This window comes from Enterocloster bolteae (genome assembly GCF_002234575.2).
GTDB lineage: Bacteria > Bacillota > Clostridia > Lachnospirales > Lachnospiraceae > Enterocloster > Enterocloster bolteae.
In genome coordinates this window covers 1,534,343-1,560,081 of the sequence record NZ_CP022464.2, presented here as the reverse complement: position 1 = coordinate 1,560,081, position 25,739 = coordinate 1,534,343, and the positions used below count along the sequence as shown (strand labels likewise).

The window sequence follows — 25,739 nt, the reverse complement described above, 5'->3', positions numbered from 1 at the left end:
CACTTTCTGCTCTAAATCCAATCATCAAAGAGTCAGATGTCATTTATTCCTGTCGGAATCCCACCTCCTTCCTCTGTCTTCCTACAGGAGCGTGATTTGTATAAAAAGGGGGAGCCCTCTTTTTTCTATGTTACATATACAGTTCCATCCTCCCTGGTTCCTGTTCCGGAAAGTCTGGCCTCTTTAACTCCTCTTCCGTCTTAATGCACAGCGCAGTCCCATAGTCCTCATCCCATAGTCCGATATGCATTTCTCCCCCTTCTGTATGGACAGGATATTCGATGAGGGACAGCCCCCATCCCTCCTTCATCTGACGCAGCCAGTCCCTCTTCAATTCCTCTTGTTCTGCTTCTGTCAATATTCCTATTGTCCTTACCTCAAGGGCACACCACACTTGTCCGTCATAAACTTCGAGCCCCGGAACCATACGTTCCACCTTTGCACGTAGCAGCTGATTATTCAGGAAAACTCCCATACACTCTTCGTCGGATGGCAGATGTCGCTTGATTGTAGCCTCTATGACAGTCTTTCGCTTGATTAAACCTTCACCCGATAATATCTCAGGCATGAAACTCTCACGGTCATGCCTGAACAAGGAGACTGTCAGAGGGCTATAGAGCCGGATGGTCCTGCTTTCTGACAGACGTCTGCTGTAATCCCTGGTTGGATGGAATACATGACCGGTGGATGTGGTTACCATGTATCGGTCCGGAAAAGATTCTATATATTCCTCAAAACGGCAGAACGGTTTCAGTTCTTCTGGAAGAACTATCCTGGCATACTGTAGGGCCAACATTCTCGCCATCGTTTTACGCCCCATCTTATCAGCAGGGACATACACATAATTTTCGTATCCTTGGATAATTTCACATGCCTCCCCTATGGTTTCCGGCAGTCCGGCTTCCAGAATAGCATAGAGTTTTTCCTTCTCTAATATCCCCCTTTTTGCGACTTCCCGGTTGATTACATCGGCTACCTGGTCCAGTTCAGATAACGTAATTCCTGGCGGAAGATAACAAGGAAGTTCCCCCAGATAACCGCTGGTGTACTGTATGGCATATGCATTCCATTTACTCACTGACAGGCTGGATTTCTTCTGTTCTGTAAGCGGAAGCTGGAATATTTTCTTATTCCATTTCTCATCTGTCATATGGACAGAAAGAAGGCATCCTCTGTGGGGTTCATATCCCTGTTCCTTACTACTACATGGGACGCTCTGTTTCCTGGTCACATAACCCATGGGGGTCATACAGCCTTTTGTGTATATATATTCCCTTCCAATGGATTCAAGGTCCAGAAACGGTTCGATTCTCTTGTCTATCTGTATTCCCCGCTTTTCCAGTTCCAGACGCCCGGCTGCTTCCCAGTTTTTTATGCGGTCATCCAGGATGTAACGGTCCAGATTCCCTGCCACATCCATTACCGTTTCAATTGTGTCCGGATGGTCCCACATAAGAGCTGCTCCGAATCTTGCCTTTTCATCTTTTCCCCACACAACCATCTCTCGAGCCAGCTCATTAAGCAGCTCTATATGTCCATTCGCAAATACCGTACAATCTTCCAGGCATTCTGCCAACGATGGGACGTCCGAGTCCACCCCGGCAACAAACGGTATCATACCGGAAGAATGCATACCCTTCAGCTCCGTGTATATCCGTTCTATTTCATCCTGACTGGCGGGTAGGTCCATCCATACTCCCTGGCTGACATTCTCTCTCTTGATATATATTCGCATCTTACATCTCCAATTAAAAAGGGACCTCCATGAAGGCGGCCCTGCATCTATTCTAAATCTAACACACCAGTATCACGATTCTTAAACTCATTGCATCACCATGTCTGATTCTAACCTGGCGAATACCCACACAAACGTCTGCCCAATTCTGAATACAACACCATGGGAGCCATGGCAACACCATTCTTCTGTATATAACGCTCCCCATAACCCTGGAAATCAAAATAAGTGAAGGAAGGATCGTCTGTATCAATACCTGCTTTCTGAAAGAAATGAAATGACAGATGGGTCCAGCTCATAGCAGTTTAAATTGTTTGCAATATTCAGATTCAACTCCAGGTCATTACTTTGTTCAAATTCCAATACCGCCTTATGTTTTATCTGTGTTTCCTAAAATATATCTGGCGATTACATCGCAGGACAGGTCTTTCACTTCTCGTTCCCGACTTATCATGTAATTAAAAAACCGATACTAGGAAATGTTCATCTTTTCTACATATTCGGACATGTCCCGTCCTTGGATGAGCAACCCTTCTGTTTGTTTCATTTCCTTTATTGGAACAATAAATAAGGACTGCCCCCTCTAATATGGCAATCCCTATCATTACAATCTATATTTATACATTCATATATCCGCCTAGTTAAAAGCTGCTATGATAATTTATCTTATCAAAACAGTCCTTTTTACCGATATCTCATTTGGACTAATGAAATAAACCATATAATCTTTCATATCTACATGATTTACGCTTCAGTTGCTCCTCCACAGCTAGAACCTTGACCGGCCGTACATCCGTAGCAATGATTACCAAAGCATATTTTCCTTGCTCTATAAGGCTTTCCAACCAAATCGAAGATTGTCTCACTCGTTGAAACAGGCAAGTCTGATGCCTGGTTGAAATCACAGTCATAAATCCTTCCGTCATAACCTACGGAAACCTGGTAACGGCACATAAGACCTTCAACAGTTGCCTGGTTAAAAGAGCCGCACAGCTTCCTCATATAACTATTTAAATTACAGCTATTCTGAAGAAAATAAAAAAATCGCCCAGTAGGATTGTTTGTTATTGTGAACAGATGATTAAATACGATTCCATAATCTCCTAGCAGCTTGGCTTTATATTCTTTCTCCATAGCCCTCTGAACCGGAGGAAAAAATGCCCCTGATGGATTATAGACCATGTTCAAAACCAGGTCGTCTTCCCGTCCATATCCCAATGAATTTAATTCCTGAATAACTCTGATTGCCTTGTCAAAACTTCCGTCTCCTCTTACACGGTCCATAACCTTGGCCTGGTAATAAGGCAGGGAACAGACCACCTCTATCTTATGATCTGCAAAAAACTTCGGTAGATGTCTATATCCTTCTTCTGTCAGTATTACAAGATTACTACGTACAATAACATGGCTGCACGCTTTGCAGATTTCTTCCACAAACCACTCAAAATGAGGATTCATTTCCGGTGCTCCACCTGTAATATCCGCAGTCTTGACCTTTTGTTCCCTGCAGACCGACAGACATGCCTCCATTACCTCACGCCTCATGATTTCCTTACGGTTTGGACCTGCTTCTACATGGCAGTGCTTACATGATAAATTACATAACTTCCCCACATTGACCTGAAGCACGTCCAAATTATTTTCCGTATACTGGAAACGTTCCTCTATCCGGCTTTCAAACGCCTGTATATGCTCCATTTGATTCAATTGAACTATTGACTCATTCATCTCTTATAACTCCAATTTCTTTATAATATTCTTCATCTGTACACCGTGCACCAATGACGCACCTCCCCTGATAGCCGCAGCCACATGGATCGCTTCCAGCATCTGGTCCTGACTTACACCTTTGTTCAGACAGTCATTGGTATATGCATCGATGCAATACGGACACTGCACAGTATGGGCCACTGCCAACGCAATCAATGATTTCTCCCTTGCTGTAAGAGCCCCCTCTTCAAACACCGAATTATAGTAATCAAAAAACTTTTCTGCCAACCTTGGTGATTCCTCACCGATAGAAGCAAACTTTTCCAAATCTTCCAGATTATAGTAAGTGTCCATTTTGCCCTCCTTCTCTACACCATCTTCTCCAGGATTTCTATTACATCCCTCACAACACATGGACAGAAATCAAACAGCAGTCCTTGTTCCAACACTTGTTCCATCTCACCTGCCTTCGAAATGTCATACCCTAACAACTCTCTGCACATGCAGGATTTGTACCTATCGGCAAACAGACGCTTGAACTCTGAAGTCTTTTCACCCATGATCTCTTTCTGCTTCGAATCGTTATTCTCACTATGTCCATATCTGAGACCAATTACCATCAATGCACCGGTCACTGCACCACATGTTTCACCACACTGCATTCCACCTCCAAAACAGGCAGACATCTTTCTGAGGAGGCTTTCTTCTATCCCCAATTCATCCGCAAATCGGCCTGCTACTACCTGCGAACAATCAATCCCCTGCATAAATAAGTCTTTTATTTCCTCTTCTGTCATCTTTCTTCCCCCTTTTCCCGGTCCTTACCAAAATTTTGTCATCATCCTGTTTATCATCGACCTTGCCACATCTGGCTGTTCGTGGAAATCCAGGATTTCTGTCAGAAGGTGCGAGACCCCCTTACAACCATTGCGTGTAAGGTTCCCCGCACAGGACGCGCAATATGTGTAGACTTTTTTATATCCTTCTTCTGCCACATGGCATGCCATATCTCTGGCCAGGTCTGGTTCCTTTCCTCCCGCGCATCCTCCCAATCCACAACACTGTGTTCCTTTTATAATTTCAGGTTCCTGCTGAAAGAACGGGTTCAGCCAGGACACCCACTGCTGTTCCTCCCTGTCTGGACATGGCAGAAACAGCCTTCCCTCGCCCTCAACCTTCCGACCGATTCCAAGCTGTGATAATTTCTCATAAATACTAAGAACCTGTATTTCCAACTTATCCTTTAGGAAATAATAGCAATTTGGACAGAGCATAACGATTTCTTGTATGCCTGATACATGAAGTCTTTCATTGATCCGCCTGATAATCTTCTCTTCTTGTTCTTCCAGTCCAAGCTCAGAGACCGGTTTGCCACAGCAGTCAAACAACACACCCATATCTGCCTCATCCTTCAATACTTTGATTAATTTCCTGGTCGTCTTCGGATAAAAAGATGGAAAATTACACCCTGGAAATAGTACGCTCTTACCTGTCATATGACGCATATTCCGAAATATATAATTTTTCTTTTCTGACAACAGTATGGAATATCCTTTTTCCCGGCACTTCCCCCCACTCTCTTCTACTTGCGCTCGCCTCATGTCCAAGATAATACCGCGGCCATCAATCCCGATGGGGCAAACCTCTGAACACTTTCCGCATAGGAAACAATGGTATGCGAGCGCTCTCAGCTTAGCCGTATCACCGATATCCACCCCATACTTTGTCAGAAATGAGCAGTGTTTTTGACAGAGATGGCAGTGTATGCATTTATCCCCATCCTTTATCTTAGCTTTCCTGTCCATTGATTTCCTCCATCCGCTCTGACTGTACCACATACTTTTTCTTGAAGAACATTCCCATACCCATGACTATTACTGCCAGTATGACTGCAATGCTGATATAAAGTACCCTGTTCTCCTTATCCGCTAATCCTGAAGTTCCGATGGTGTACATGGCTGTACCCGGCAGCATAAAAATCAGTGAGAATATGGAGTAGGTGCTGAAAGGAATATCCGTAACACCATACGCAAAATTTTGGAGATTATAGGGAAACAGCGGTACAAGCCTGGTAATCATCAATACAAATAATTCATTCTTACCAGCTTCATCGAAAAGCCACTTTTTAAGGTATCGGTTTTTCATAACTACCGGTTTAATACTATCCTTCAGGAAGAATCTGCCTGCCAGAAACGCTGCCATGGCACCTATCATGGTAGCAAGGGAACAACAGATTGTCCCCAATACCGGTCCGAAAAGCAATCCTGCCAGAATAGCAAAGGTGACCCCCGGAAGAGTTAACGCCACGCAACCCACAACAGTGATCACGGTGTACAGGAAAATTGCATTCACCAGATTTTCTTCTGCCATCCGCCTTAGAAGATTTAAACTTCCTGTTCCACTTAACACGGCCGACCAACCAAATATATGATTGCAGACTAATATGGCCGCTATCATTCCTATGAATAGAATAAGCTTTTTATATGTATGAAACACTGTCTTCATTTACATCTCCCATTGACACAAATAAGCGTTGACTTTTACAAAGCACAACGCTTACCGTTTTCTTATTACCTATCTGCCTGTATTATTTTTAAGATATCGTTTAAACCGATAATTAGAATGCCTGCTGCCGTAATAATACATAATATTAGATTAATTTTAGAGAATGGTATTCTTGTCTGATGGATTCCTTCCCGCACCAATGCGGCCGGTACTACTTTCATCCGCTCACCCCCATACATGAGAAGTCCAATCACAGAACAAATAATCAAATTGCCGGCTGTGAAAAGGCTGTTAAACACAACTTCCTGTTTCCTAAAGACAAACAATACCACCATAGTTGAAAGGATTAATAATCCCCCAAAAATATATCCGGTATTCACCCGCATCTGCAACCATTCATTCTTAAAACACAAAATGGCAATGGTCATGGCCCATAAAAAACTATTATAAACAATTTTAAACAGCTTCATCATGACAATTGCCTATTTTGCCAGACGGAAAATAACAGTTACCTGGGTGCCATCCTCTGGCAGCACATCCTTATCCCCGTAGAACTTGGCAATATCATTCTGTGTGGTTCCTGTGGGCCATGCTGCATCGCTAACAATTCCAGTTGCACAACTGTCCAGACAGAGCACACATCCTGTATTATTTTCTTTGGCACTCTCAATATTTCCTCCAAACCGCAAATCCATGGTATAGTCTTCTGTGCATTTAATAATATCCTGGTATGGGATTTCTTCCTGTCCCTCCCATTTCACAAAGACATCAAGCTTATCACCTTCCACAGCTTTTCCATTATCTGGTCCTGCTTTCATATCTGCTGCGGTTAAGTTATCACCGGCTTTGGCTCCAATATCAAGCAATGCCTGATAAAATTCCTTCTCATCAGCCAGCCCCCTAAGCACTGCCTTTTCTCCGTTGGAACCACCCTTATATACAATACCATGTCTCGTTGGTTCTGTAAAATATGTACCATTTACTTCACAAAGCATGATGATTTCTTTCTTGTCTTTATCAACCGTCATGGTTTCCACTGCCGCCTTCTCCTCGGCCTTACTTTCAACCGTATTGCTCTTTCCTCCACAGGCTGCAAGTGAAAACACCATTGCGGTTGCTACCATAATTGCTGTTAACCTCTTCAATTTCATAATTAAACCTCCATGATCGATTAGATATTATCTGTAATATCCACAGATTTATCTGAATTCTTTTGCTTTTGTTTCTCTACATATAACTGCCTAAACAAAACGATGAGTGCTGACAACGCAAACAACAGAAGAAGTGCTGTGACAAACATCTTAGCGCCACCAGTCAGCATGCCACCAACATATGAGTAAATAATGGTGGCTGGAAGTTGTCCAATACCAGTAGCAATAAAAAAGCTGCCAAAGGACATGGATGTCAGACCTGCTGCATAGCTTACAATATCAAAGGAAATGAATGGCAGCAGCCTTGCAATGAGTATGCTGAGACGTCCATGTTTTTCAAAAAACTCATCAATCTGCTTCAAACTGGTCCTGCTGGTTAGCTTCTCCACTGCATCACGTCCCAATAGCCTGGCGATATAGAAGCATACTGCCGCACCTGCCATGGCGCTGGACCACGATAAAATAGCTCCTTTCCACCATCCAAACAGATTAGCATTTGCAAATGTAAGCAGAAACGCAGGTAACGGCGCTGCTATGGACTGCAGTATCATCAGCAGAAAAGACACCAGCGCTGCATAAGCACCATACGATTCGACAAACTGCCGTACCACGGTAAAATCCCCGCTCACAAACATTTTTAGAATATTATTCATTGTAGCATTAACAGGTGGAACAAAAAAATATACCAGCATACCCAACACAATTAGAGCTATAACAAGATATTTCCCAATCTTCCTTGATTTTTTCTTTTCCATATTCACCCCCCTTTCCTAAAGACTTATCATATTCATTCTAATCATCTCCCGTAACATTGACCAATGGTTCTTTTCTATTCAATTAGGTCTTTGATAGATTAAATCTATGGAGTCGTATTCTATTGCCCCTCTCCTTTCATTATCTTCGGATGACCTTTATAAGCTCCGACACATCAATTTTTTTGATATGATAATCTTAACCAAAAGGGAGATAATACATTTGAATTCGATACAAACATTTTTTCTATTTATCCAAGACCAAATATTAGGAATGCAAACCTAATTTTACAATTTCTATTAAGTCTTCAACTTTTTCGATACCGCATCAACATGGCATTTTATCTTATGTTCTACTAAAAATAGAACTACCCACTATTAGTTCCCGGTAACCGCGGTTTGCATATCTGCCAGTTTTTCGCTCCGCGCAACGGTATGGATATTCTTCCAGACTGAAAATACCTGCCTCCAAACGGTCCGCCTGCTTTTCTGCCTATTCCGGAACCTGTTCATAAATATACTGGTAAATACTGTCTAAATCCCACAGGGCACGCTGAAACATCTTGATTGTATATTTATTTTGCATACTTTCTCCTCAATCCGCTCAATGCCTCCCTGGCATCCATAAGGATGTCCCCACCTTCCATTTCTGTCTCCGCTTCTGCAATCGCAGCATCAATCTGTGTATCAGTTATCAGACTCTCATACGCTTCAATGCTCATCAAAACAAGAGCCCCATAGCCATTTTTTGTTACAAAAATCGGTTCCTGGCTTTTATGGCAGATATCTGAAATTTCATTCGTTTTCCTTACATTTATAACATCATTCAAAATATTTATCCGCCAAAAATCTCCATAGATTTTGCCAACTGGATTTCGTAGATTTCTCGATATATAATATGTCTGCTGTTCAATGCATGTTCAATTTAACATAAAGATAAAACATCATGAAAGGGTATGGTATGAAATTTAACTGGAGCTATTTCTTTCAAACACTTCCCTATATTGCGAGTAAGCTAAATGTGACTCTGACCCTGACCATTATCAGTGCTGTGTTCTCCCTTGTCATCGGAATGGTCTTTGCCATCATCAGCTATTACAAAGTTAAGGGTGTGAGCCAGGTCTTAAAAATCTGGATATCCTTTGTCCGCGGTACACCGGTTGCCGCCCAGCTGTTCTTTTTCTATTACGGTCTGGCTAACCTGAGTTCCCTGATTCTTAATATGTCTCCCACCGTGGCTGTTGCGGTCATCATGAGTCTGAATATGGGGGCATTTGTTTCAGAATCCATACGCGGAGCATTGATTTCCGTGGATGAGGGGCAAAGAGAAGCAGCCATGGCCTTTGGCATGACAGGTTTCCAAATGACAATCAGAATCGTCATACCTCAGGCAATCCGCGTTGCACTTCCTCCTCTATTCAATGACTTGATCAATCTTTTTAAAATGTCTTCCCTGGCATTTCTGGTTGGAGTCAGGGACGTGATGGGGGCTGCCAAAATCGAAGGTGCCAACACCTTCCAGTTCTTTGAGTGCTATGCCTGCGTCATGCTGATTTACTGGGTTATAACACTGATTCTCACTGCTATCCAGAAAGTATTGGAAAAACGGTGCAATGCTATATTTTAGACCGTTTACTTATAAATTACAATATTCATAAAACGGAGGATTCATATGAAAAACAAAAAGATAACCGCTCTTATTATCTCGGCAGCTCTGGCAGCTGTTTCCATGGCAGGTTGTACAGGACAGAGCCCGGAGACTGCCGGCTCTGCAAAAACCACACAGACAAGCCAATCCGAAGAAGCTAAGACTGACGATTCCGGCAATGACACGAAACAGGCTGAAAGCCGCACTGTCATTGTGGGAACTGCCGGTACCGGCGAACCTTATTCCATGGTTGACGACAAAGGGAACTGGACAGGAGCCGAAGCTGACCTGTGGGCTGAAATAGAAGCCCGCACCGGATGGACCATCGAGATGAAACAGGTTTCAGATATGGCCTCCCTGTTTGGAGAGCTGAACACTGGTCGTGTGGACGTGGCTGCAAACTGCTTTGCCATTACCGAAGCCCGTCTGAAAACATATATCGCATCTGACCCAATCTACGCGGATGCGCAAGTCATCATAGTCCAGCCAGACAGCGAATATCAAACACTGGATGATTTACGCGGACATACCATCGGTGTGACAGCCGGACAGGCTGCCCAGACAACCGTTGAGAACATGGCTCCGGATTATGATTGGAAAATTGTAACTTATGAGGATTCAAATGCAGGCTTTCAGGATTGTTCCCTGGGGCGCATAGACTGTTATGCCAATACGGTCACCAACATTGAAAAAGCAGAAAAGGCCCAGAACCTGGAATTTCGTATGTTGGACCAAAAGCTGTTTGGAAACAACGTAGGCTGGTGGTTTGCTGACACTGAGGAGGGAACAGGACTCAGGGATGAAGTCAATGTGGTATTAAAGGAAATGCATGAGGACGGAACTGTTTCTGAAATCATCACGAAATGGTTTTATGAGGATTTATCCCAGCTTATTAGCGACGAGTGGTTGACGGCAACCCACTAAATAATAGCTGAAAATCTGCCGTTGAAGGGAAATAACAGATGGTTACAGTAGAAAATCTGTCCAAAACATTCGGAACTGATACGGAAGTTCTAAAGGACATTAATCTGAATATAAGGAAAAATGAAATCGTGGCCATCCTGGGGCCATCGGGCACCGGAAAATCAACCCTGCTGCGCTGCCTGAACTTTCTGTGTGTCCCCACCACGGGAATTATTCAGATCGGCAATGCGCGGGTGAACGCGGCCAGTTATACTTCTAAGGAAGTACGGAACCTGCGACGCCAGTCTGCTATGGTATTCCAGGGTTATAATCTGTTCAAAAATAAAACAGCCCTGGAAAATGTAATGGAAGCTCTCGTAACAGTGCAGAACAGACCAAAGGCGGAAGCAGAGGAAACTTCCTTACGGCTTTTAGAGAAGGTGGGCATGCTGGACCGCAAAGATTTTTACCCGGCCAAGATGTCGGGGGGACAGCAGCAGCGTGTAGCCATTGCCAGGGCCCTGGCTGTTAATCCGGACGTTCTGCTTTTTGACGAACCCACTTCCGCCCTGGACCCTGAACTTGTAGGAGAAGTACTGAATACCATTCGTCAACTGGCCGAGGAAGATTCCACCATGGTTCTGGTCACCCACGAAATCAAATTCGCAAGAAACGTTGCTACCCGTATACTGTTCATGGACAATGGAATGATTGCCGCTGACGGTTCTCCCGAGGAAATCATTGATAATCCCGAAAATCCAAGGCTGCGCCAGTTCTTAAATTTCGTAAGCAAATAATTTTTATCTATGATACCGGCCTCACTTCTGTGGGGCCATATTACATTTTAGTTTGATTCAGGGAGGAAACGAATGCTGACAAATCAAATACTGACAGAACAAATCAAAGAAGAAGCGGAGCAATGCAGAGAGGAATTAATCCAATTTCGCCGTGAACTCCACCAGCATCCAGAGCTTTCCATGGAAGAATATAAAACCTCTCACAAAATTGCCGAAAAATTACGCTGCCTGAAAGGGATGGAAGTGATTACAGGTGCAGCCGGAGGGACCGGGGTTATCGGTATCCTGAAAGGAACAAAGGGCCCCGGAAAAACGGTTCTCCTGCGGGCAGATATTGACGCTCTGCCTATAGAAGAAAAAACCGGACTTCCCTACGCGTCAGAAACAGCCGGCGTAATGCACGCATGCGGACACGATGGTCACGCCGCATGGCTTTTGGGCAGCGCAATGATTCTGTCAAAGCTGCGAAGTCACTTTCCAGGTAACGTTGAATTTGTCTTCCAGCCCGGTGAGGAAAATGGGCTTGGCGGTAAAAAAATGGTTGAGGAAGACCACATACTGGAAAATCCTGCTGTAGACGCTGTCTTTGCTGCCCATGCATGGCCGGGGGCAGCGGCCGGGGAATTGCATGTGGCCAAACGATGTGCCTTCGGGTATCCCGGAAGCTTTGAAATACAGGTAACCGGCCGGGGTGGTCATGGTTCCTGGCCTCATGAGTGCGTAGATCCTATCGCCGTAGCGAATCAGATATATTCCGGTCTGCAGCAAATCGTATCACGACGCCTTCCTGAAACAGCACCACGGGTTCTGTCTGTATGTACCATACATTCCGGCCCTCAGGATAAAAGAAATATCATTCCTGACTGCTGCACGATGACGGGTACCCTAAGGGCAGACAAGTTGGAAGTCATGGAACAGATGGAGGACGATATAAAGCGCATTGCCCAGGGAATAGCCGCTGCAAACGGAGCCTTTGCCAGGGTGACGACCGGTCATGGCCGTGCAGTTATCAATTCCCCTGATGCAGTCCTGTTCTGTCTCCAGTCAGCTGCCGGCATATTAGGCAAAGAGCATGTTAAACTGGATACAAAACCTCATCTGGGAGGCGAGGATTTCAGTGAATATGTATCCCGTGTACCGGGAGCATACGTTTATGCCGGTATAGCGACTGAGAAAAATAACGGGACCTTTGGGCTACACAGCAGCAACTTCATGCTGGAAGAATCCATGATACCCAAGATGGCCGCTGTGTTTGCTCAGTTTGCAGTTGATTTCCTGGAAAAAGGAGGGTTTTAGCCCTCCTTCTGTTCCTAAATTCAAATCATGATTTTCTCTGTCTTTTCTCTATTGTCCAAAATACTGGTCCACCCCAGCCACCAGGCCGTCTGCCAGAGTGGTCAGCGTGGCGGAGGAATGAGCGGACGCCTTATCTCCCAGCTCAATATCCACAGACGGCACCGTGGAAAAGGAGGTCTGGGTCAGATCCATGGCCATGGAACCGCCGGAGAATATCTTGACACCCGCTCCTTTAAGCCCGGACACCAGGTTTTCGCCAAGGGCGTTGTGCTGCTGCCAGTGGGATTTCACAGGTTCCATGTTCCGGTAGGATTCCACATCGGGAACGCTCATATAAAAAGCCCCCTTGTTATTGGTGATGGAGTCCCAGTGAAGGGCAATATGACAATTGCTTGCATTATTGCCAATAACGGTCCTGGCTATATTGTCCAGCTGGACATCGTCGCTCTCACGGATCATCAGACATCATATCCTGCCACCAGCAGCTTATCCTTCAGTATCTTTGCCATGGACAGCGTCACCTTGCTCTCAGGGGTTCCGTCAGCAAAGGTCATACCGCCTGACACGGCCGCCGCCATGGTGGTACCTCCGGTTACCTTTGGAGTTCCGTCTGGGTGACACTGGGTCTTGACGGAAGCGCCGCCCTTGATTCCATGCTCCACGTTGACGCAAACCGTGATTCCCTTTGGACTTGCTGCCTCGGAACGGTACAGTACCGCCGCACCCGAATGAATCTTGGAAAACTCCGCGTATTTCCATGAGGGATTCATGGTTATCTCCCCGCTGTCCACACAGGCCTGAGGCTGCAGTGCCGTTGTCTCCGGAACCTGGGTGGTTATATATTCCGATGATATGTAACCCGGTGTTCCATTATAATCGATTCTGGTCAACTGCTCTCCCTTCTGGTGATTGGATGAAATAGATATTTTTATTATTGACATCCTTATACTTACTACAAATCAACTTTCATTACCAACTTATCAAAATCCGACTCATATAATTGATCTTGTATCACCCTGTATTTTTCAAATTCACTTTCTGCAAATGCTTTTGCAATTTCATGCGTAACTTTTCCCTTATCCAGCAAAATATCCTCATCATTCATTTTCAGAAAAACTTCCAGCTTAGTTGCCCAATCCTCCATCGTCATGGGAATATGCCTTTTTGCCTGTCTTTCCGCATAATCCAGATACATTGACACAAACTGATTCAAATCCTGTAACTCACTCTGAGATAAATAGTTCTTCGCTATGCTTACATCTGCTTTAACAATCTTTCCACCTGGTGCATTTTTCCATGTGGTCAGCCCCATATGTTCTTTTTTATGGTCTGCCCTCTCGACTATAACCTCCGCAGCGGTATGACCATGAATCGCATAATGAAGTTTATTCTGTACGGTCTTAAAGAACTCCTTTGTTGTTACTGCATCTTTTGAATAATCAACTGCTGTAGCGTAAATGTCAGTTATCTTTTGATAAAATTTCCGCTCACTTGCTCGGATTTCCCTGATCTCATCCAGTAAATGTTCAAAATATTCCTCGTCAAATATTTGCCCATTTTCCAATCTTTTTTTATCAAGTACATATCCCTGCACCGTGTATGTTCTTAATACCTTCGTTGCCCATTGGCGAAATTGGGTTGCTCTTAATGAATTAATTCTATAGCCAACTGAAATTACAGCGTCAAGATTATAAAATTTTGTTTTGTATTGTTTTCCATCAGAGGCAGTTGCCGAGGATTCCTCGATAACTGCCTCTGGTACTAGTTCCCCGTCCCTAAATATATTTTTTAAATGCAGTGAAATATTATCAATACTACATTCAAATAACTGTGCCATAGATTTTTGCGTCAACCAAACATTCTCATCATGTACTCTAACTTGAATTGAATCTGTTGAATTCTGTTTTGTAAATACAAGGAAATCTATTGTACTATTCCTAATTTGAAAATCCTTGTCTGCCATAGGAACCTCCCTTTTCATATTACTTCCACACCACTTGTATCCTTGCTTAATTATTCTATCATTCCGAAACAAATGTTTGCAACATAAAAAGCGCCCATTTTCTGAGCGCCTTTTACTATATAACATTATATCTTAATTGTACCTTCAGCGATATCCATTTCAACAGCTCTTTCAATTCTTTATATGTCGCTACACTGTCCCTTCACGGTTCTATCTGCATTTTCAGACAAATGGTAACCTTTTAAATCCTCTTTACCTCTCCAATTTCCATGAAATCTTCCTGCCATCCTGATATTTTTTCTCTATAAAGTTTCCAATCTTTTTTCGATGGTTCTATCATTTTATATCTCTCCTACACATCTTTAGAATAATTTATCACTTTCCCTTTTCTGTTATAAGCACTCATCACAGGCTAAGCCCCATCAATGTCGCCTCCTCCCTATTCTTTATATAAAGAACACTAAACCCATCCAACAACCTTGACAAAGGTGTTACACTATGGTACACACTATACAAGGAGGTGGAGAATTTGGCTGTTTCTAAAAATAACATAAGAGTACCTATAACAATCCCAAAGGAATTAAAACAGCAGTTAGATAAAGTGGCAAAAGAGGATAAGCGTACCTTTTCCAACTTATGCGCCAAAATTCTGTCTGACTATGTTGAGCAAAAAAAGGATGGTGAGTAATCTTTGAGAATCTATATATACAGCCGTAAATCGGTATATACGGGTAAAGGGGAAAGCGTTGAAAACCAGATTGAAATGTGCAGGGAGTATATTTCAGCCAAAATCCCCGAATCAGATAAGGCGGAAATTGTCGTTTATGAAGACGAAGGCTTTTCTGCAAAAAATACGAACAGACCGCAATTTCAGAAAATGCTCCGTGATATAAAACTAAACAAACCAGAATATGTTGTTTGTTACCGCCTTGACCGTATCAGCCGTAATGTCAGTGACTTTTCTTCTCTGATTGAAGACTTGAACAGCTATAATATTTCATTTGTCTGTATCAAGGAAGAATTTGACACCTCAAAGCCTATGGGAAAGGCCATGATGTACATAGCTTCGGTTTTCGCCCAACTGGAAAGAGAAACGATTGCAGAGCGTGTCCGTGACAATATGCTAATGCTGGCAAGGACCGGACGCTGGCTGGGCGGCACTACCCCCACAGGATTTACCTCTGAAAAGATACAGGAAATCATCATTGACGGTAAAATCAAGACTTCCTGCAAGCTAAAGGACAATCCGGAGGAACTTAAAACCATCGACTGTATTCTGGAAAAGTTTTTAGAACTCCGGAGCATATCCGGAGTAAGCAAATACTTAATCAAGCAAGGAATCAAATCACGTACAGGTAAAATATTCTCTCTGTTAGGCATTAAAGAGATACTGCAAAATCCAGTTTACTGTATCGCTGATGAAGACGCATGGGAATACTTTACGGAACATCATTCGGACGTTTGCTTTGAAAAAGCCGAGTGCTCCAATAAATATGGTCTGCTGACATACAATAAACGTGATTATAGGAAGAAAAATGCCCCAAGGCAGGGTATGGATAAATGGATTGTAGCTATCGGAAAACACAAGGGGCGTATTTCCGGTAAAAAGTGGGTAGCCATTCAGAACATCTTAAAAGATAACATCCCCACAGGTACGAAACCAGCTATCATGCATAATGACTATTCCCTGCTGTCCGGCTTAATCTTCTGCGATAAGTGCCAGAGCCGGATGTTCGCAAAGCAGCGAAGCGGCAAAGGAGGCAACCGTGAACTCTACGACTATATTTGTAACAACAAACTGCGTGGGGGTCTAAAATTATGTGACTGTCAAAACCTCAACGGGCAGCAGGCGGACGATATTGTCTGTGAATACCTTATGCAGTACACGGATGAAAATTCCGGTATCTACAAACTGCTGGAAAAACTGAAACAAGATTTACAGGGCCAGACACAAAAAAGTCCCCTATCAATCATTGATGATAAAATCACCAAATGTAACAGCGAGATGGACAACCTGATCAACACACTGTCACACGGAAACTTAGGCACAGCTTTCATTGAACGTGTAAATGCCAGAATCATGGAACTGGACAAAGAACTGGCTTCCATGAAAGAAGAAAAAAAACGTCTGCAAAAGGATGTCAGCGTCATAACTGACAGGGAAATCCAAGTTGATATGCTGTCCACGGCGTTGTCCAGCTTCAAGGACAATTTCCATACACTGGCAATCGAAGAAAAACGTACCTTAATCAAGCTGATGGTTAAGAAAATTGTCTGGGATGGCAAAGATCTCCATATTTTTATCGACGGCGAGTAGGGAACTGTCAGCCCTCTACTCGTCGTACGGAGCGAAGTTGCCTTTTGGCTGGTGGCGCATTCCCCACACTCATCGCCATCATCTCCATGTTCTTTGTGGGTGTATCCGGAGGAGCCTTTGACTCCATGCTGTCAGCCCTGCTCCTGACCCTGTTTATTGTACTGGGCGTATGCATGACCTTTGTGGTCTCCAAAGCCCTTTCCATGACCGTGTTAAAGGGAATTCCCTCTTCCTTCACCCTGGAGCTGCCTCCTTACCGGCGTCCCCAGATTGGCAAGGTGATTGTCCGTTCCATCTTTGACCGGACCCTGTTCGTGCTGGGGAGGGCCATTGCGGTGGCTGCCCCTGCGGGCCTTTTAATCTGGGTCATGGCAAATGTACAGGTAAACGGCATCACCCTGTTAGCCCATTGTTCCGGTTTCCTGGATCCCTTTGCAAGGCTTCTTGGAATGGACGGAGTGATTCTGATGGCATTTATCCTGGGGCTTCCTGCCAATGAAATTGTAATTCCCATCATTATCATGGCCTACATGGCCCAGGGAAGCCTTCTGGAATTTGACAGCCTGGCACAGCTGAGGGAATTGCTGGTAAATAACGGCTGGACCTGGATTACCGCTGTCAGTACCATGCTTTTCTCCCTGATGCACTGGCCCTGCACCACCACCCTTCTTACTATCCGAAAGGAATCAGGCAGTTTTAAGTGGACAGTTATGTCCTTCCTGGTGCCTACGGTCTGCGGAATCGTGCTGTGCTTTGCCTTTACAGCCGTAGCCCGGTTGTTTGTATAAAAAGAGCTTCCCCGCACATACGGCAGGAAAGCAAAAAGGATGGGACAGCAGCACACATATTCCTGTGCTGTGTCCCATCCTTAATTATACTTTATCAATCAAATATCGTGTCTGGGGGATTAATACATTCCGCCCATATCAGGTGCTGCCGGGCCTGCCGGAGCCGGCTCCTTGATGTTTGCAACAACAGTCTCTGTTGTCAACAGTGTGGAAGCAACGCTGGTTGCGTTCTGAAGTGCGCTTCTTGTAACCTTTACAGGATCCAGGATGCCTGCTTCAATCATATCCACATACTCTTCCTTGTAAGCGTCAAAGCCGTGGCCTACAGAGGATTCTTTTACCTTATTTACAATAACGGAGCCTTCCAGTCCTGCGTTGGCCACGATGTGGTACAGAGGAGCCTCCAGAGCCTTTAAGATGATTCTGGCGCCGGTCTTCTCATCGCCTTCCAGTCCGTCAGCAACACTCTTCACTTCTCCTGCTGCGTGTACATAAGCAGAACCGCCGCCTGCGATGATGCCTTCCTCTACGGCTGCTCTTGTGGCGTTCAGCGCATCTTCCATACGAAGCTTAGCTTCCTTCATCTCTGTCTCGGTTGCAGCGCCAACACGGATAACGGCTACACCGCCTGCCAGCTTAGCCAGACGCTCCTGCAGCTTCTCTCTGTCAAAATCAGAGGTGGTTTCCTCGATCTGCTTGCGAATCTGGGATACCCTTGCGGAAATGGCATCCTTGTCGCCCATGCCGTCAACGATGATGGTGTTCTCTTTCTGAACCTTAACGGATTTTGCACGTCCTAACTGCTCCATGGTTGCATCCTTCAGATCCAGGCCCAGCTCCTCAGAGATAACAGTGCCGCCTGTCAGGATAGCGATATCCTGCAGCATCTCTTTCCTTCTGTCGCCGTAGCCGGGAGCCTTCACAGCCACTACGTTGAATGTGCCTCTCAGCTTGTTTACAATCAGGGTGGTCAGTGCTTCGCCTTCCACATCCTCAGCGATGATGAGAAGTCTTGCGCCCATCTTAACAACCTGCTCCAGCAGAGGAAGCAGATCCTGGATGTTGGAGATCTTCTTATCGGTGATCAGCACGTATGGATCGTCTAAGTTAGCTTCCATCTTATCCATATCTGTGCACATATAAGCGGACAGGTAACCTCTGTCAAACTGCATACCTTCAACCAGGTCAAGCTCTGTCTTCATTGTCTTGGATTCTTCAATGGTGATGACGCCGTCCTTGGAAACCTTCTCCATAGCGTCTGCTACCATGGTTCCCACTTCATCATCGGAAGCAGAGATGGCAGCTACCCTTGCAATCTGCTCTTTGCCGTTGATCGGCTTGCTCATCTTCTTGATAGCTTCCACAGCTGCATCTGTAGCCTTCTTCATACCTTTTCTCAGAACGATTGGGTTTGCGCCTGCTGCCAGATTCTTCATGCCTTCGTTTACCATGGCCTGAGCCAGAACAGTTGCTGTGGTGGTACCGTCTCCGGCCACATCGTTGGTCTTGGAAGCAACTTCCTTGATCAGCTGTGCGCCCATGTTCTCATATGGATCCTGCAGCTCGATTTCCTTTGCAATGGTAACACCGTCGTTTGTAATTAACGGAGCGCCGAAGGACTTATCCAGGACAACGTTGCGTCCCTTCGGTCCAAGGGTCACACGTACAGTATCTGCTAACTGGTTAACGCCTGCTTCCAGTGCCTTGCGGGCTTCTACGCCATATTTAATCTGCTTTGCCATCTTTCATCAACCTCCAATATTCTATGTTCTACTGTTTTATTTATTATTCAACAACTGCCAGGATATCGTTCTGCTTTACGATAACGTACTTCTCATCCTCAATCTCTACTTCTGTTCCTGAGTACTTGGAGTAGATTACCTTGTCGCCGGCCTTAACCTGCATGGTTACTTCCTTGCCGTCAATAACTCCGCCTGGTCCCACTGCAATGACCTCTGCCTGCTGCGGCTTCTCTTTGGCTGCCCCCGGAAGGACAATGCCGGACTTCGTTGTCTCTTCTGCAACTAACTGCTTTAACACTACCTTGTCAAACAATGGTACTAACTTCATAATTGAATTCCTCCTTGCTCGATATTCTGATTTTTCTTTCTTGATTTTTTTCCTTACTACTTTCTTTTGCTCACATGATATGTTATATCACCAGTTATTAGCACTGTCAAGAGTTGAGTGCTAATTTCTTTTAATTTTATTGTTTTTTTACAATTTGCTGTTTCTTTTTTTTTCCATTCGTATTACAATAATAACAATAAGGCATAATATGACCCATAGGGGAGCTTTTATGCATCACCATTACAAGAAAGGGGTTTTTGGCATGGCAAAGAAAGGTTGGGGTAAATTCGTGGCATTTGCAGCAGTAACCGGTGCTGTAGCTGCCGGCGTTTCCTACGTACTTCAGTATAAGACATACCACAGGGAGCTGGAAAAGGATTTCCGGGAATTCGAGGATGGCGACGAGGACGGGACAGATCGCACCATTGATACACGCAGCCTGGACCGCAATTACATCTCTCTTTCCTCCAGCAAGGACGAATTCAAGGTGGCTGCCAAAGATATGGCCCAGGCAACGAAGAATGTCCTTAAGGATGCCGGAAGCCTGCTGTCGGACACGGCCCATGAGGCGGTTTCCGCTGCCGTGGACACGGCTCAGATTGCTCTGCAGACCGTGAAGACAAAGAAAGCGGATTTCATGGATGAGCACTCCAGGGATAAGGATGATGATTCTGATTTGTTTGAAGATGAGGGCTTTCTGGACGACGACTATGTGGACGAGGACGACCTCTATGATTACCGCCGCATGGACGGCAGCTCCTCCTATGATTCAGGAGATCTTACGGAAGATGATTACGACGACAGCAGCGAGGAGCCTGAGAAATCGGAAGCAGGCCGCTCTACCGCTATCATTGAGGAAGATACACTGGAATAACACAGCGGTTTAGGACCATGTAAATGAACCAAAACAGTATAAAACAGAAAAACTCCGGGAGCATGACAGTTCATGTTCCCGAAGTTTTTTGGCACTTTATTCTGTATTTCATTTATCCGTTTACTCTTTTTTTTCTTCTTTTTAACTCTTTTTGACTCCTTTATTCCTCCCAGGCCAGAAGGTTAATCCACACAGGCTGGTCAGCCAGCTTCTCATCCATGATGTAGGCATGGCTGTCATCCTCCTGGGACATAAGCTGATACTCCCCACGTTCCTCTATATAGATCCAACGGTCATCTAACTGTACCGTACCGTCCTTTACTTCCAGCTTCCAGGTGGATGTCTCTCCCTCCTGGTTCAGGGTGGTATAGGTTACCTCTCCCTCCAGCCTGTCACCGGAAAACCTTCCTGTCTTGCACACATCCCTGGCTTCCCCTTCCGGGCTGGTCTCATAATAGCAGTATCCTGTATGGCCCAGGCCCTCCATCTTCCCATCCTTCCACAATCCCTGGGAGTAATCATACCTGGGGGCATCCAGTTCAACCACCTGAAGGGCCGTACATTCCCCTTCCGGCCTGCCGCCCTTAAAGGTACCGTAATACAGGGTCTTAGGCATGGTAAGGACCAGCCCCTCACCCTCCATGGACTGGCTGAATGACCGGCCGTCATAAAGATACCGCGCCCCATCCATGACCTCATAAAACAGAGTCACAAGCTCCTCCTCACCGCTGTCCATGACCTGGGCGGCAGTCTCCAAATCCCGCGTCTCTAATGCATTTATGATTTTGTCCAGAACCGCCTTCTGGGATTCTGTCACATCCGGAAGGATCTCTGCGTCTTTCCCTCCCGTCCGGGCCAGATCCTCCCCTGCGCCTTCTGCCGCCTGCGCAGCCCCTGCGGTACCTGGATAAGCCCCGGCCTTCCCCACGGGACCGCCATCTTCATCCGCCGGACCTGCCTGGTTATACATCCGGCCATAAGCGCTGCCCGCCGTTCCTGCCTGGTCATAGGCCCTGTCATGCTGCCCCCAGAAGGCACTGATTCCCAGTACCGCTGCAAAAGCAGCGGCAGCAGCCATATCTGTCCATGTATTATTCCTGCCCTTCATGGCATACCATTCCTTTCCTGTCATTTTTCCTGTTATATTACCTGCTATATTACCTGCTATATTATCTGTTATTTAACCTATCATCCTGCCTGCTGTCTGAAAAATTCATACAGCAGCTTAAAATGTCCAGGCCTTACTCAGTAACTTAGTGCCATTTCGGATTTCCTCCTCGCTGAGACTGGCATATCCCAGCATAACGGTTGAATCAAACAGCTTCTCCTCCGGCTGTATGAAGCATCCTGATATTCCATAAACCTTCACTCCCAGTTCAGCCGCACGGGCCACCAGACTTTCTTCCGTCTCTCCCTGCCTGTGGGTCAAAAGCACATGCAGCCCTGCATATTCTCCCCTGATTAAAAACCGGTCCTCCAGTTCCTTAAGCCCTGCCATCAGAGCATCATGTTTTCCCTTGTACAGGGCTCTCATGCGGTTCAGGTGTCTCTCATAATATCCCTGGGTTATAAACTGATAGAGAATGTTCTGGTCAATCCTGGACACCGTGGAAAGATAGAAACCGGCTCTTTCCCGGTATGCCTCCAGCAAATGCTCCGGCAGCACCATGAATCCCACACGGATAGCCGGGGCTATGGACTTGGAAAATGTTCCCATGTAAATCACACGGCCGCCCCGGTCCATTCCCTGCAGCGCGGGAATGGGCTTTCCCTTGTATCGGAACTCGCTGTCATAATCATCCTCTATCAGATACCGGTCTGCACCGCTGTAAGCCCAGGCCAGCAGCTCCTGCCGCCGCTTCACAGGCATGACAATCCCTGTGGGATACTGATGGGAAGGCATCACATAGGCCACATCCGCGCTGCTGCGGGAAAGCCGCTGCACATCCATTCCATATCGGTCCATATCCACGGGAATCACAGGATATCCCTCGCCCTTAAGCACTCTGTATGCCTGCTTGTATGTGGGGTTTTCCATGGCGATTTTCCTGCCGTTTCCCAGAATCTGGGATAGGAGCATCAGCAGATACTCGCTTCCTGCGCCGATGAGTATCTGCTCAGGCCTGCAGTCCACCCCCCTGGCGGAATGGAGGTAATCACCTATGGCAGTCCTGAGAGCCCTTTCCCCCTGGGGGTCTCCTGCCGCAAACATCTCCTTGTTATCATCCACCAGTGTATTCCTGCTGATTTTCCTCCACGTATTAAAGGGAAAACTGTCCAGATCAATTCCTCTGGGAGAAAAATCCACCTCGTAACGGTCCTTTCCGGTGTCTCCCGGCTCTACAAAAGAACCGCCTCCCTTTTGCCGTACTTCCACCAGCTCCTCTATCTTGCAGACAAAATAACCCTTGCACGGCAGTGCCTCTATATACCCTTCAGACAGCAGCTGGTCATAGGCCATCTGGGTGGTACTGCGGCTCAGCCTCAGGTTCCTGGCCAGTATACGGGTGGAAGGCAGACGGCTTCCGGACTCCAGCTTTCCCTGGCGGATTTCGTTTTTTATGTACTGGTAAATCTGTTCATAGAGAGGACTTTCTGACTGACTGTCAAAGGGTACTATCAATTCCATTTTCCGCCCCTTCCTGCCGCAAACTGGCATTATCATTTGTATTTGAAATAAACATTCTAATCATACCAGTTCAAGTGGGAGATGTCAATGTGTTTTTATATTTATTCTGTTAATTCGTATTATTCAAGCAAAATACAAAGATTATTCAAAGATAATATACTCTTTTTTCTGATTTGTATATTGTAATCACCACGGTATGGAATTATAATAAAAGTAGGAAGACAATCCAATAAAATCAGTTGAGAAAGGACGGATGGACATGAGCGAACAGACTCTGAATATGTTAAAGAAGCTATCTCCCAAAAAGGAACATTCACTGGCTTTCCGCTGTTTCATAGGGGCTGCGGCCATTGTGCTGCTGACCGTGTCCGTGCACATCCTGGTGTTCACAGCCATAGAGAAGCACAGCGAGATAAGGAACCTTCCGGAATGGTACCAGCTGCTGGCAGGTCTGTCTGTGGATGCGCTTTACCCGCTGTTCATAGTGTCCCTGGCATCCATCATCAAGCGGGTGTTCCGTATACCGGTACACCGTCTGGAACGCAAGGTTTTCAAGTTTACCTATCTCTGCCTTGGACTTATCGCCGCCTCCAGAATCAGCATGTATGTGGGACTCTATGTATTCTTTATGGCTTTGTTTGCGGCAGGCACAGCCATATATATCATTATCGGCATACGTTTTCTCTACGAACTGTTTAAATACCGCTTCATATCCTGCCGGTATTATTAAATGGTGTACTATCAGATTACGCGTTATCAGGTGATCCGTCACCGGATTATGCATGGGATACGGTCATAACAAATGCCGGGGACCTTTTTCATCAGGTTCCCCGGCATTTTCTTTATCGCATAAATGACTGCTTTGATTTATCTGTTATTACCTCATGGTTCATCCTATTTGGGAAGCTTAAATGAGCTCTTTAAGGATACAATCCGGTTAAACACCGGCTTCTGGGGCGTGCTGTCCTTGCAGTCCACACAGAAGAAACCGTTGCGCACAAACTGATAGCTGTCATAGGCCTCTCCCTCTGCCAGGGCCGGCTCAACGTAGCACTCCTTTAACACAACCAGAGAGTTCGGATTTAAGTTAAGGCTGCCGTCTTCATTCAGCTTGCCCTTCTCCTCGTCCACAATATTCTCATAAAGGCGGCACTCCACCTGTCTTGCTGTGGGAACAGCCACCCAGTGGATGGTTCCCTTTACTTTGCGTCCCTCAAAACCGGAACCGCTCTTTGTCTCCGGATCATAGGTGCCGTGTACCACGGTAATGTTGCCGTCAGCATCCTTCTCACATCCTGTACACTTAACGAAATATGCGCCCATCAGGCGTACCTCATTGCCGGGGAACATACGGAAATACTTTTTAGGAGGCTCTTCCATGAAATCCTCCCGCTCAATATAAAGCTCCCGCCCAAACGGCACCTTCCTGTCTCCCAGCTCCGGATTCTCCAGATTATTGGGAACATCCAACATCTCCACCTGTCCTTCCGGATAATTGTCAATGACCAGCTTCACCGGATTCAGAATAGCCATCATACGGGGCTTCTTAAGCTTTAAGTCCTCGCGGATACAGTATTCCAGCATGGCGTAGTCCACGGAACTGTTGGCCTTGGATACGCCAACCATCTCCACGAACATCTTGATGGCCTCCGGTGTATATCCCCTTCTCCTCAGAGCCGCGATAGACACCAGACGGGGGTCGTCCCAGCCGTCCACGATGTTATCCTCCACCAGCTTCTTGATATAGCGCTTGCCGGTTATCACATTGGTCAGATACAGCTTGGCGAACTCAATCTGGCGCGGCGGATTCTCAAACTCGCACTCCTTCACCACCCAGTCATAGAGAGGCCTGTGGTCCTCAAATTCCAGGGTGCAGATGGAATGGGTAATGTGTTCAATGGCATCCTCAATGGGATGGGCGAAATCATACATGGGATAGATGCACCACTTGTCGCCTGTGTTGTGGTGGGACATGCGGGCAACGCGGTAGATAACCGGATCCCTCATGTTGATATTAGGGGAAGCCATATCAATCTTGGCTCTCAGCACCTTCTCTCCATCCTGGTACTTTCCCTCCTTCATCTCCTCAAACAGAGCAAGATTCTCCTCCACGGAACGGTTCCTGTAAGGACTCTCCTTGCCGGGTGTGGTAAAGTCTCCCCTGTACTCCCTGATCTGGTCGGCTGTCAGATCACAGACAAACGCCTTTCCCTTCTTAATCAGGAATACGGCGCACTCGTACATCTGGTCAAAATAATTGGACGCAAAGAAAAGCCTGTCCTCGAAATCAGCTCCCAGCCACTTCACATCATCCATGATGGACTCCACGAATTCAGTCTTTTCCTTTGTGGGGTTTGTATCGTCAAAACGCAGGTTGAACTTGCCGCCGTACTTCTGTGCCAGGCCGTAGTTCAGTAAGATGGACTTGGCATGTCCGATGTGCAAATAACCGTTTGGCTCCGGCGGGAAACGGGTCTGGACATGGTCATAAACGCCCTCTGCCAGGTCCTTGTCAATCTCCTGTTCAATGAAATTCCTGGAGACTACCTCCTTTTCCTCAGTTTCCATTACGGTATCCTTGTCTGCCATAATTGTTCCTCC

General features: G+C 45.8%; 24 protein-coding genes and 2 pseudogenes. 9 read left to right on the top strand and 17 right to left on the bottom strand.

Annotated features, from left to right (window positions below):
• Positions 1–130 precede the first annotated feature (130 nt).
• The 10 genes from CGC65_RS07330 to CGC65_RS07280 form a co-directional block, all read right to left on the bottom strand.
• Positions 131–1,735 carry a hypothetical protein gene (locus CGC65_RS07330; protein WP_007038475.1) on the bottom strand — a complete coding sequence of 535 codons (1,605 nt, stop codon included), beginning with the start codon at positions 1,733–1,735 and terminating at the stop codon, positions 131–133.
• Between the two features lie 744 nt (positions 1,736–2,479).
• Positions 2,480–3,433 (bottom strand): arsenosugar biosynthesis radical SAM (seleno)protein ArsS, encoded by a 954-nt coding sequence (gene arsS / locus CGC65_RS07320; RefSeq protein WP_390391315.1) that lies wholly within the window; start codon positions 3,431–3,433, stop codon positions 2,480–2,482.
• 33 nt (positions 3,434–3,466) lie between these two features.
• Positions 3,467–3,799, bottom strand: coding sequence for an arsenosugar biosynthesis-associated peroxidase-like protein (locus CGC65_RS07315; protein WP_007038479.1), 333 nt, complete (start codon positions 3,797–3,799; stop codon positions 3,467–3,469).
• 14 nt (positions 3,800–3,813) lie between these two features.
• Positions 3,814–4,242 (bottom strand): C-GCAxxG-C-C family protein, encoded by a 429-nt coding sequence (locus CGC65_RS07310; RefSeq protein ID WP_007038480.1) that lies wholly within the window; start codon positions 4,240–4,242, stop codon positions 3,814–3,816.
• Positions 4,243–4,266: 24 nt separating this feature from the next.
• Positions 4,267–5,250, bottom strand: coding sequence for a heterodisulfide reductase-related iron-sulfur binding cluster (locus CGC65_RS07305; RefSeq protein WP_007038481.1), 984 nt, complete (start codon positions 5,248–5,250; stop codon positions 4,267–4,269).
• Positions 5,234–5,950 carry a TVP38/TMEM64 family protein gene (locus CGC65_RS07300; RefSeq protein ID WP_007038482.1) on the bottom strand — a complete coding sequence of 239 codons (717 nt, stop codon included), beginning with the start codon at positions 5,948–5,950 and terminating at the stop codon, positions 5,234–5,236. Before CGC65_RS07300 ends, CGC65_RS07305 begins: the two co-directional genes overlap by 17 nt.
• A 65-nt stretch (positions 5,951–6,015) precedes the next feature.
• Positions 6,016–6,423: a hypothetical protein gene (locus tag CGC65_RS07295; protein WP_007038483.1), complete on the bottom strand. Its 408-nt coding sequence runs from the start codon at positions 6,421–6,423 to the stop codon at positions 6,016–6,018.
• 9 nt (positions 6,424–6,432) lie between these two features.
• The gene (locus tag CGC65_RS07290) at positions 6,433–7,101 is read right to left on the bottom strand and encodes a YdjY domain-containing protein (protein WP_007038484.1); all 669 of its coding nucleotides are present in this window, start codon (positions 7,099–7,101) and stop codon (positions 6,433–6,435) included.
• Between the two features lie 20 nt (positions 7,102–7,121).
• Positions 7,122–7,856, bottom strand: a complete 735-nt coding sequence (locus CGC65_RS07285) for a TVP38/TMEM64 family protein (protein WP_007038485.1) — start codon at positions 7,854–7,856, stop codon at positions 7,122–7,124.
• Between the two features lie 572 nt (positions 7,857–8,428).
• Complete coding sequence (locus CGC65_RS07280) at positions 8,429–8,683, bottom strand: type II toxin-antitoxin system Phd/YefM family antitoxin (protein ID WP_007038488.1); 255 nt, start codon at positions 8,681–8,683, stop codon at positions 8,429–8,431.
• A 131-nt stretch (positions 8,684–8,814) separates the two neighbouring features.
• Here CGC65_RS07280 and CGC65_RS07275 point away from each other — a divergent pair, with 131 nt between their 5' ends.
• The 4 genes from CGC65_RS07275 (at position 8,815) to CGC65_RS07260 (ending at position 12,497) form a co-directional block, all read left to right on the top strand.
• Positions 8,815–9,480: an amino acid ABC transporter permease gene (locus tag CGC65_RS07275; protein WP_039897678.1), complete on the top strand. Its 666-nt coding sequence runs from the start codon at positions 8,815–8,817 to the stop codon at positions 9,478–9,480.
• Between the two features lie 45 nt (positions 9,481–9,525).
• Entirely contained in the window at positions 9,526–10,425 is a 900-nt protein-coding gene (locus CGC65_RS07270; RefSeq protein WP_007038490.1) for a transporter substrate-binding domain-containing protein, read from the top strand.
• Between the two features lie 38 nt (positions 10,426–10,463).
• Positions 10,464–11,201 (top strand): amino acid ABC transporter ATP-binding protein, encoded by a 738-nt coding sequence (locus CGC65_RS07265; RefSeq protein ID WP_007038491.1) that lies wholly within the window; start codon positions 10,464–10,466, stop codon positions 11,199–11,201.
• A 72-nt stretch (positions 11,202–11,273) separates the two neighbouring features.
• Positions 11,274–12,497 carry a M20 metallopeptidase family protein gene (locus tag CGC65_RS07260; protein ID WP_007038492.1) on the top strand — a complete coding sequence of 408 codons (1,224 nt, stop codon included), beginning with the start codon at positions 11,274–11,276 and terminating at the stop codon, positions 12,495–12,497.
• Positions 12,498–12,545: 48 nt separating this feature from the next.
• Here the strand turns inward: CGC65_RS07260 and CGC65_RS32390 are convergent.
• Positions 12,546–13,399 (bottom strand): annotated as a pseudogene (locus CGC65_RS32390) (N-acetylmuramoyl-L-alanine amidase family protein); the annotation flags it as partial.
• Positions 13,400–13,449: 50 nt separating this feature from the next.
• The gene (locus CGC65_RS07250; protein ID WP_039897664.1) at positions 13,450–14,460 is read right to left on the bottom strand and encodes a virulence RhuM family protein; all 1,011 of its coding nucleotides are present in this window, start codon (positions 14,458–14,460) and stop codon (positions 13,450–13,452) included.
• 520 nt (positions 14,461–14,980) lie between these two features.
• Between CGC65_RS07250 and CGC65_RS07245 the strand changes: the two genes are divergently transcribed.
• The 3 genes and pseudogenes from CGC65_RS07245 to CGC65_RS07235 form a co-directional block, all read left to right on the top strand.
• Positions 14,981–15,148, top strand: coding sequence for a ribbon-helix-helix domain-containing protein (locus CGC65_RS07245; protein ID WP_007038498.1), 168 nt, complete (start codon positions 14,981–14,983; stop codon positions 15,146–15,148).
• Positions 15,149–15,151: 3 nt separating this feature from the next.
• Entirely contained in the window at positions 15,152–16,777 is a 1,626-nt protein-coding gene (locus CGC65_RS07240) for a recombinase family protein (RefSeq protein WP_039897666.1), read from the top strand.
• A gap of 53 nt (positions 16,778–16,830) precedes the next feature.
• Positions 16,831–17,565, top strand: a pseudogene (locus tag CGC65_RS07235) (nucleoside recognition domain-containing protein); the annotation flags it as partial.
• A 119-nt stretch (positions 17,566–17,684) separates the two neighbouring features.
• On the opposite strand, the gene groL reads toward CGC65_RS07235, so the two are convergent.
• Both groL and CGC65_RS07225 read right to left on the bottom strand, forming a co-directional pair.
• Positions 17,685–19,307: a chaperonin GroEL gene (groL, locus tag CGC65_RS07230; protein ID WP_002565270.1), complete on the bottom strand. Its 1,623-nt coding sequence runs from the start codon at positions 19,305–19,307 to the stop codon at positions 17,685–17,687.
• A gap of 43 nt (positions 19,308–19,350) precedes the next feature.
• Positions 19,351–19,635, bottom strand: coding sequence for a co-chaperone GroES (locus CGC65_RS07225; RefSeq protein ID WP_002565271.1), 285 nt, complete (start codon positions 19,633–19,635; stop codon positions 19,351–19,353).
• 229 nt (positions 19,636–19,864) lie between these two features.
• Here CGC65_RS07225 and CGC65_RS07220 point away from each other — a divergent pair, with 229 nt between their 5' ends.
• Positions 19,865–20,509, top strand: coding sequence for a hypothetical protein (locus CGC65_RS07220; protein WP_002565272.1), 645 nt, complete (start codon positions 19,865–19,867; stop codon positions 20,507–20,509).
• Positions 20,510–20,669: 160 nt separating this feature from the next.
• On the opposite strand, the gene CGC65_RS07215 is transcribed toward CGC65_RS07220, so the two are convergent.
• On the bottom strand, positions 20,670–21,617 hold the full coding sequence (locus CGC65_RS07215; RefSeq protein WP_002565273.1) for a hypothetical protein: 948 nt from the start codon (positions 21,615–21,617) through the stop codon (positions 20,670–20,672).
• A 117-nt stretch (positions 21,618–21,734) separates the two neighbouring features.
• Entirely contained in the window at positions 21,735–23,138 is a 1,404-nt protein-coding gene (gene pdxR / locus CGC65_RS07210; RefSeq protein WP_002565274.1) for a MocR-like pyridoxine biosynthesis transcription factor PdxR, read from the bottom strand.
• Positions 23,139–23,397: 259 nt separating this feature from the next.
• Here pdxR and CGC65_RS07205 point away from each other — a divergent pair, with 259 nt between their 5' ends.
• A complete protein-coding gene (locus CGC65_RS07205; RefSeq protein ID WP_002565275.1) occupies positions 23,398–23,868 on the top strand; it encodes a hypothetical protein in 471 nt (156 codons plus the stop codon).
• Between the two features lie 164 nt (positions 23,869–24,032).
• On the opposite strand, the gene CGC65_RS07200 is transcribed toward CGC65_RS07205, so the two are convergent.
• The gene (locus CGC65_RS07200; RefSeq protein ID WP_002565276.1) at positions 24,033–25,727 is read right to left on the bottom strand and encodes a glutamine--tRNA ligase/YqeY domain fusion protein; all 1,695 of its coding nucleotides are present in this window, start codon (positions 25,725–25,727) and stop codon (positions 24,033–24,035) included.
• Between the last annotated feature and the right edge of the window lie 12 nt (positions 25,728–25,739).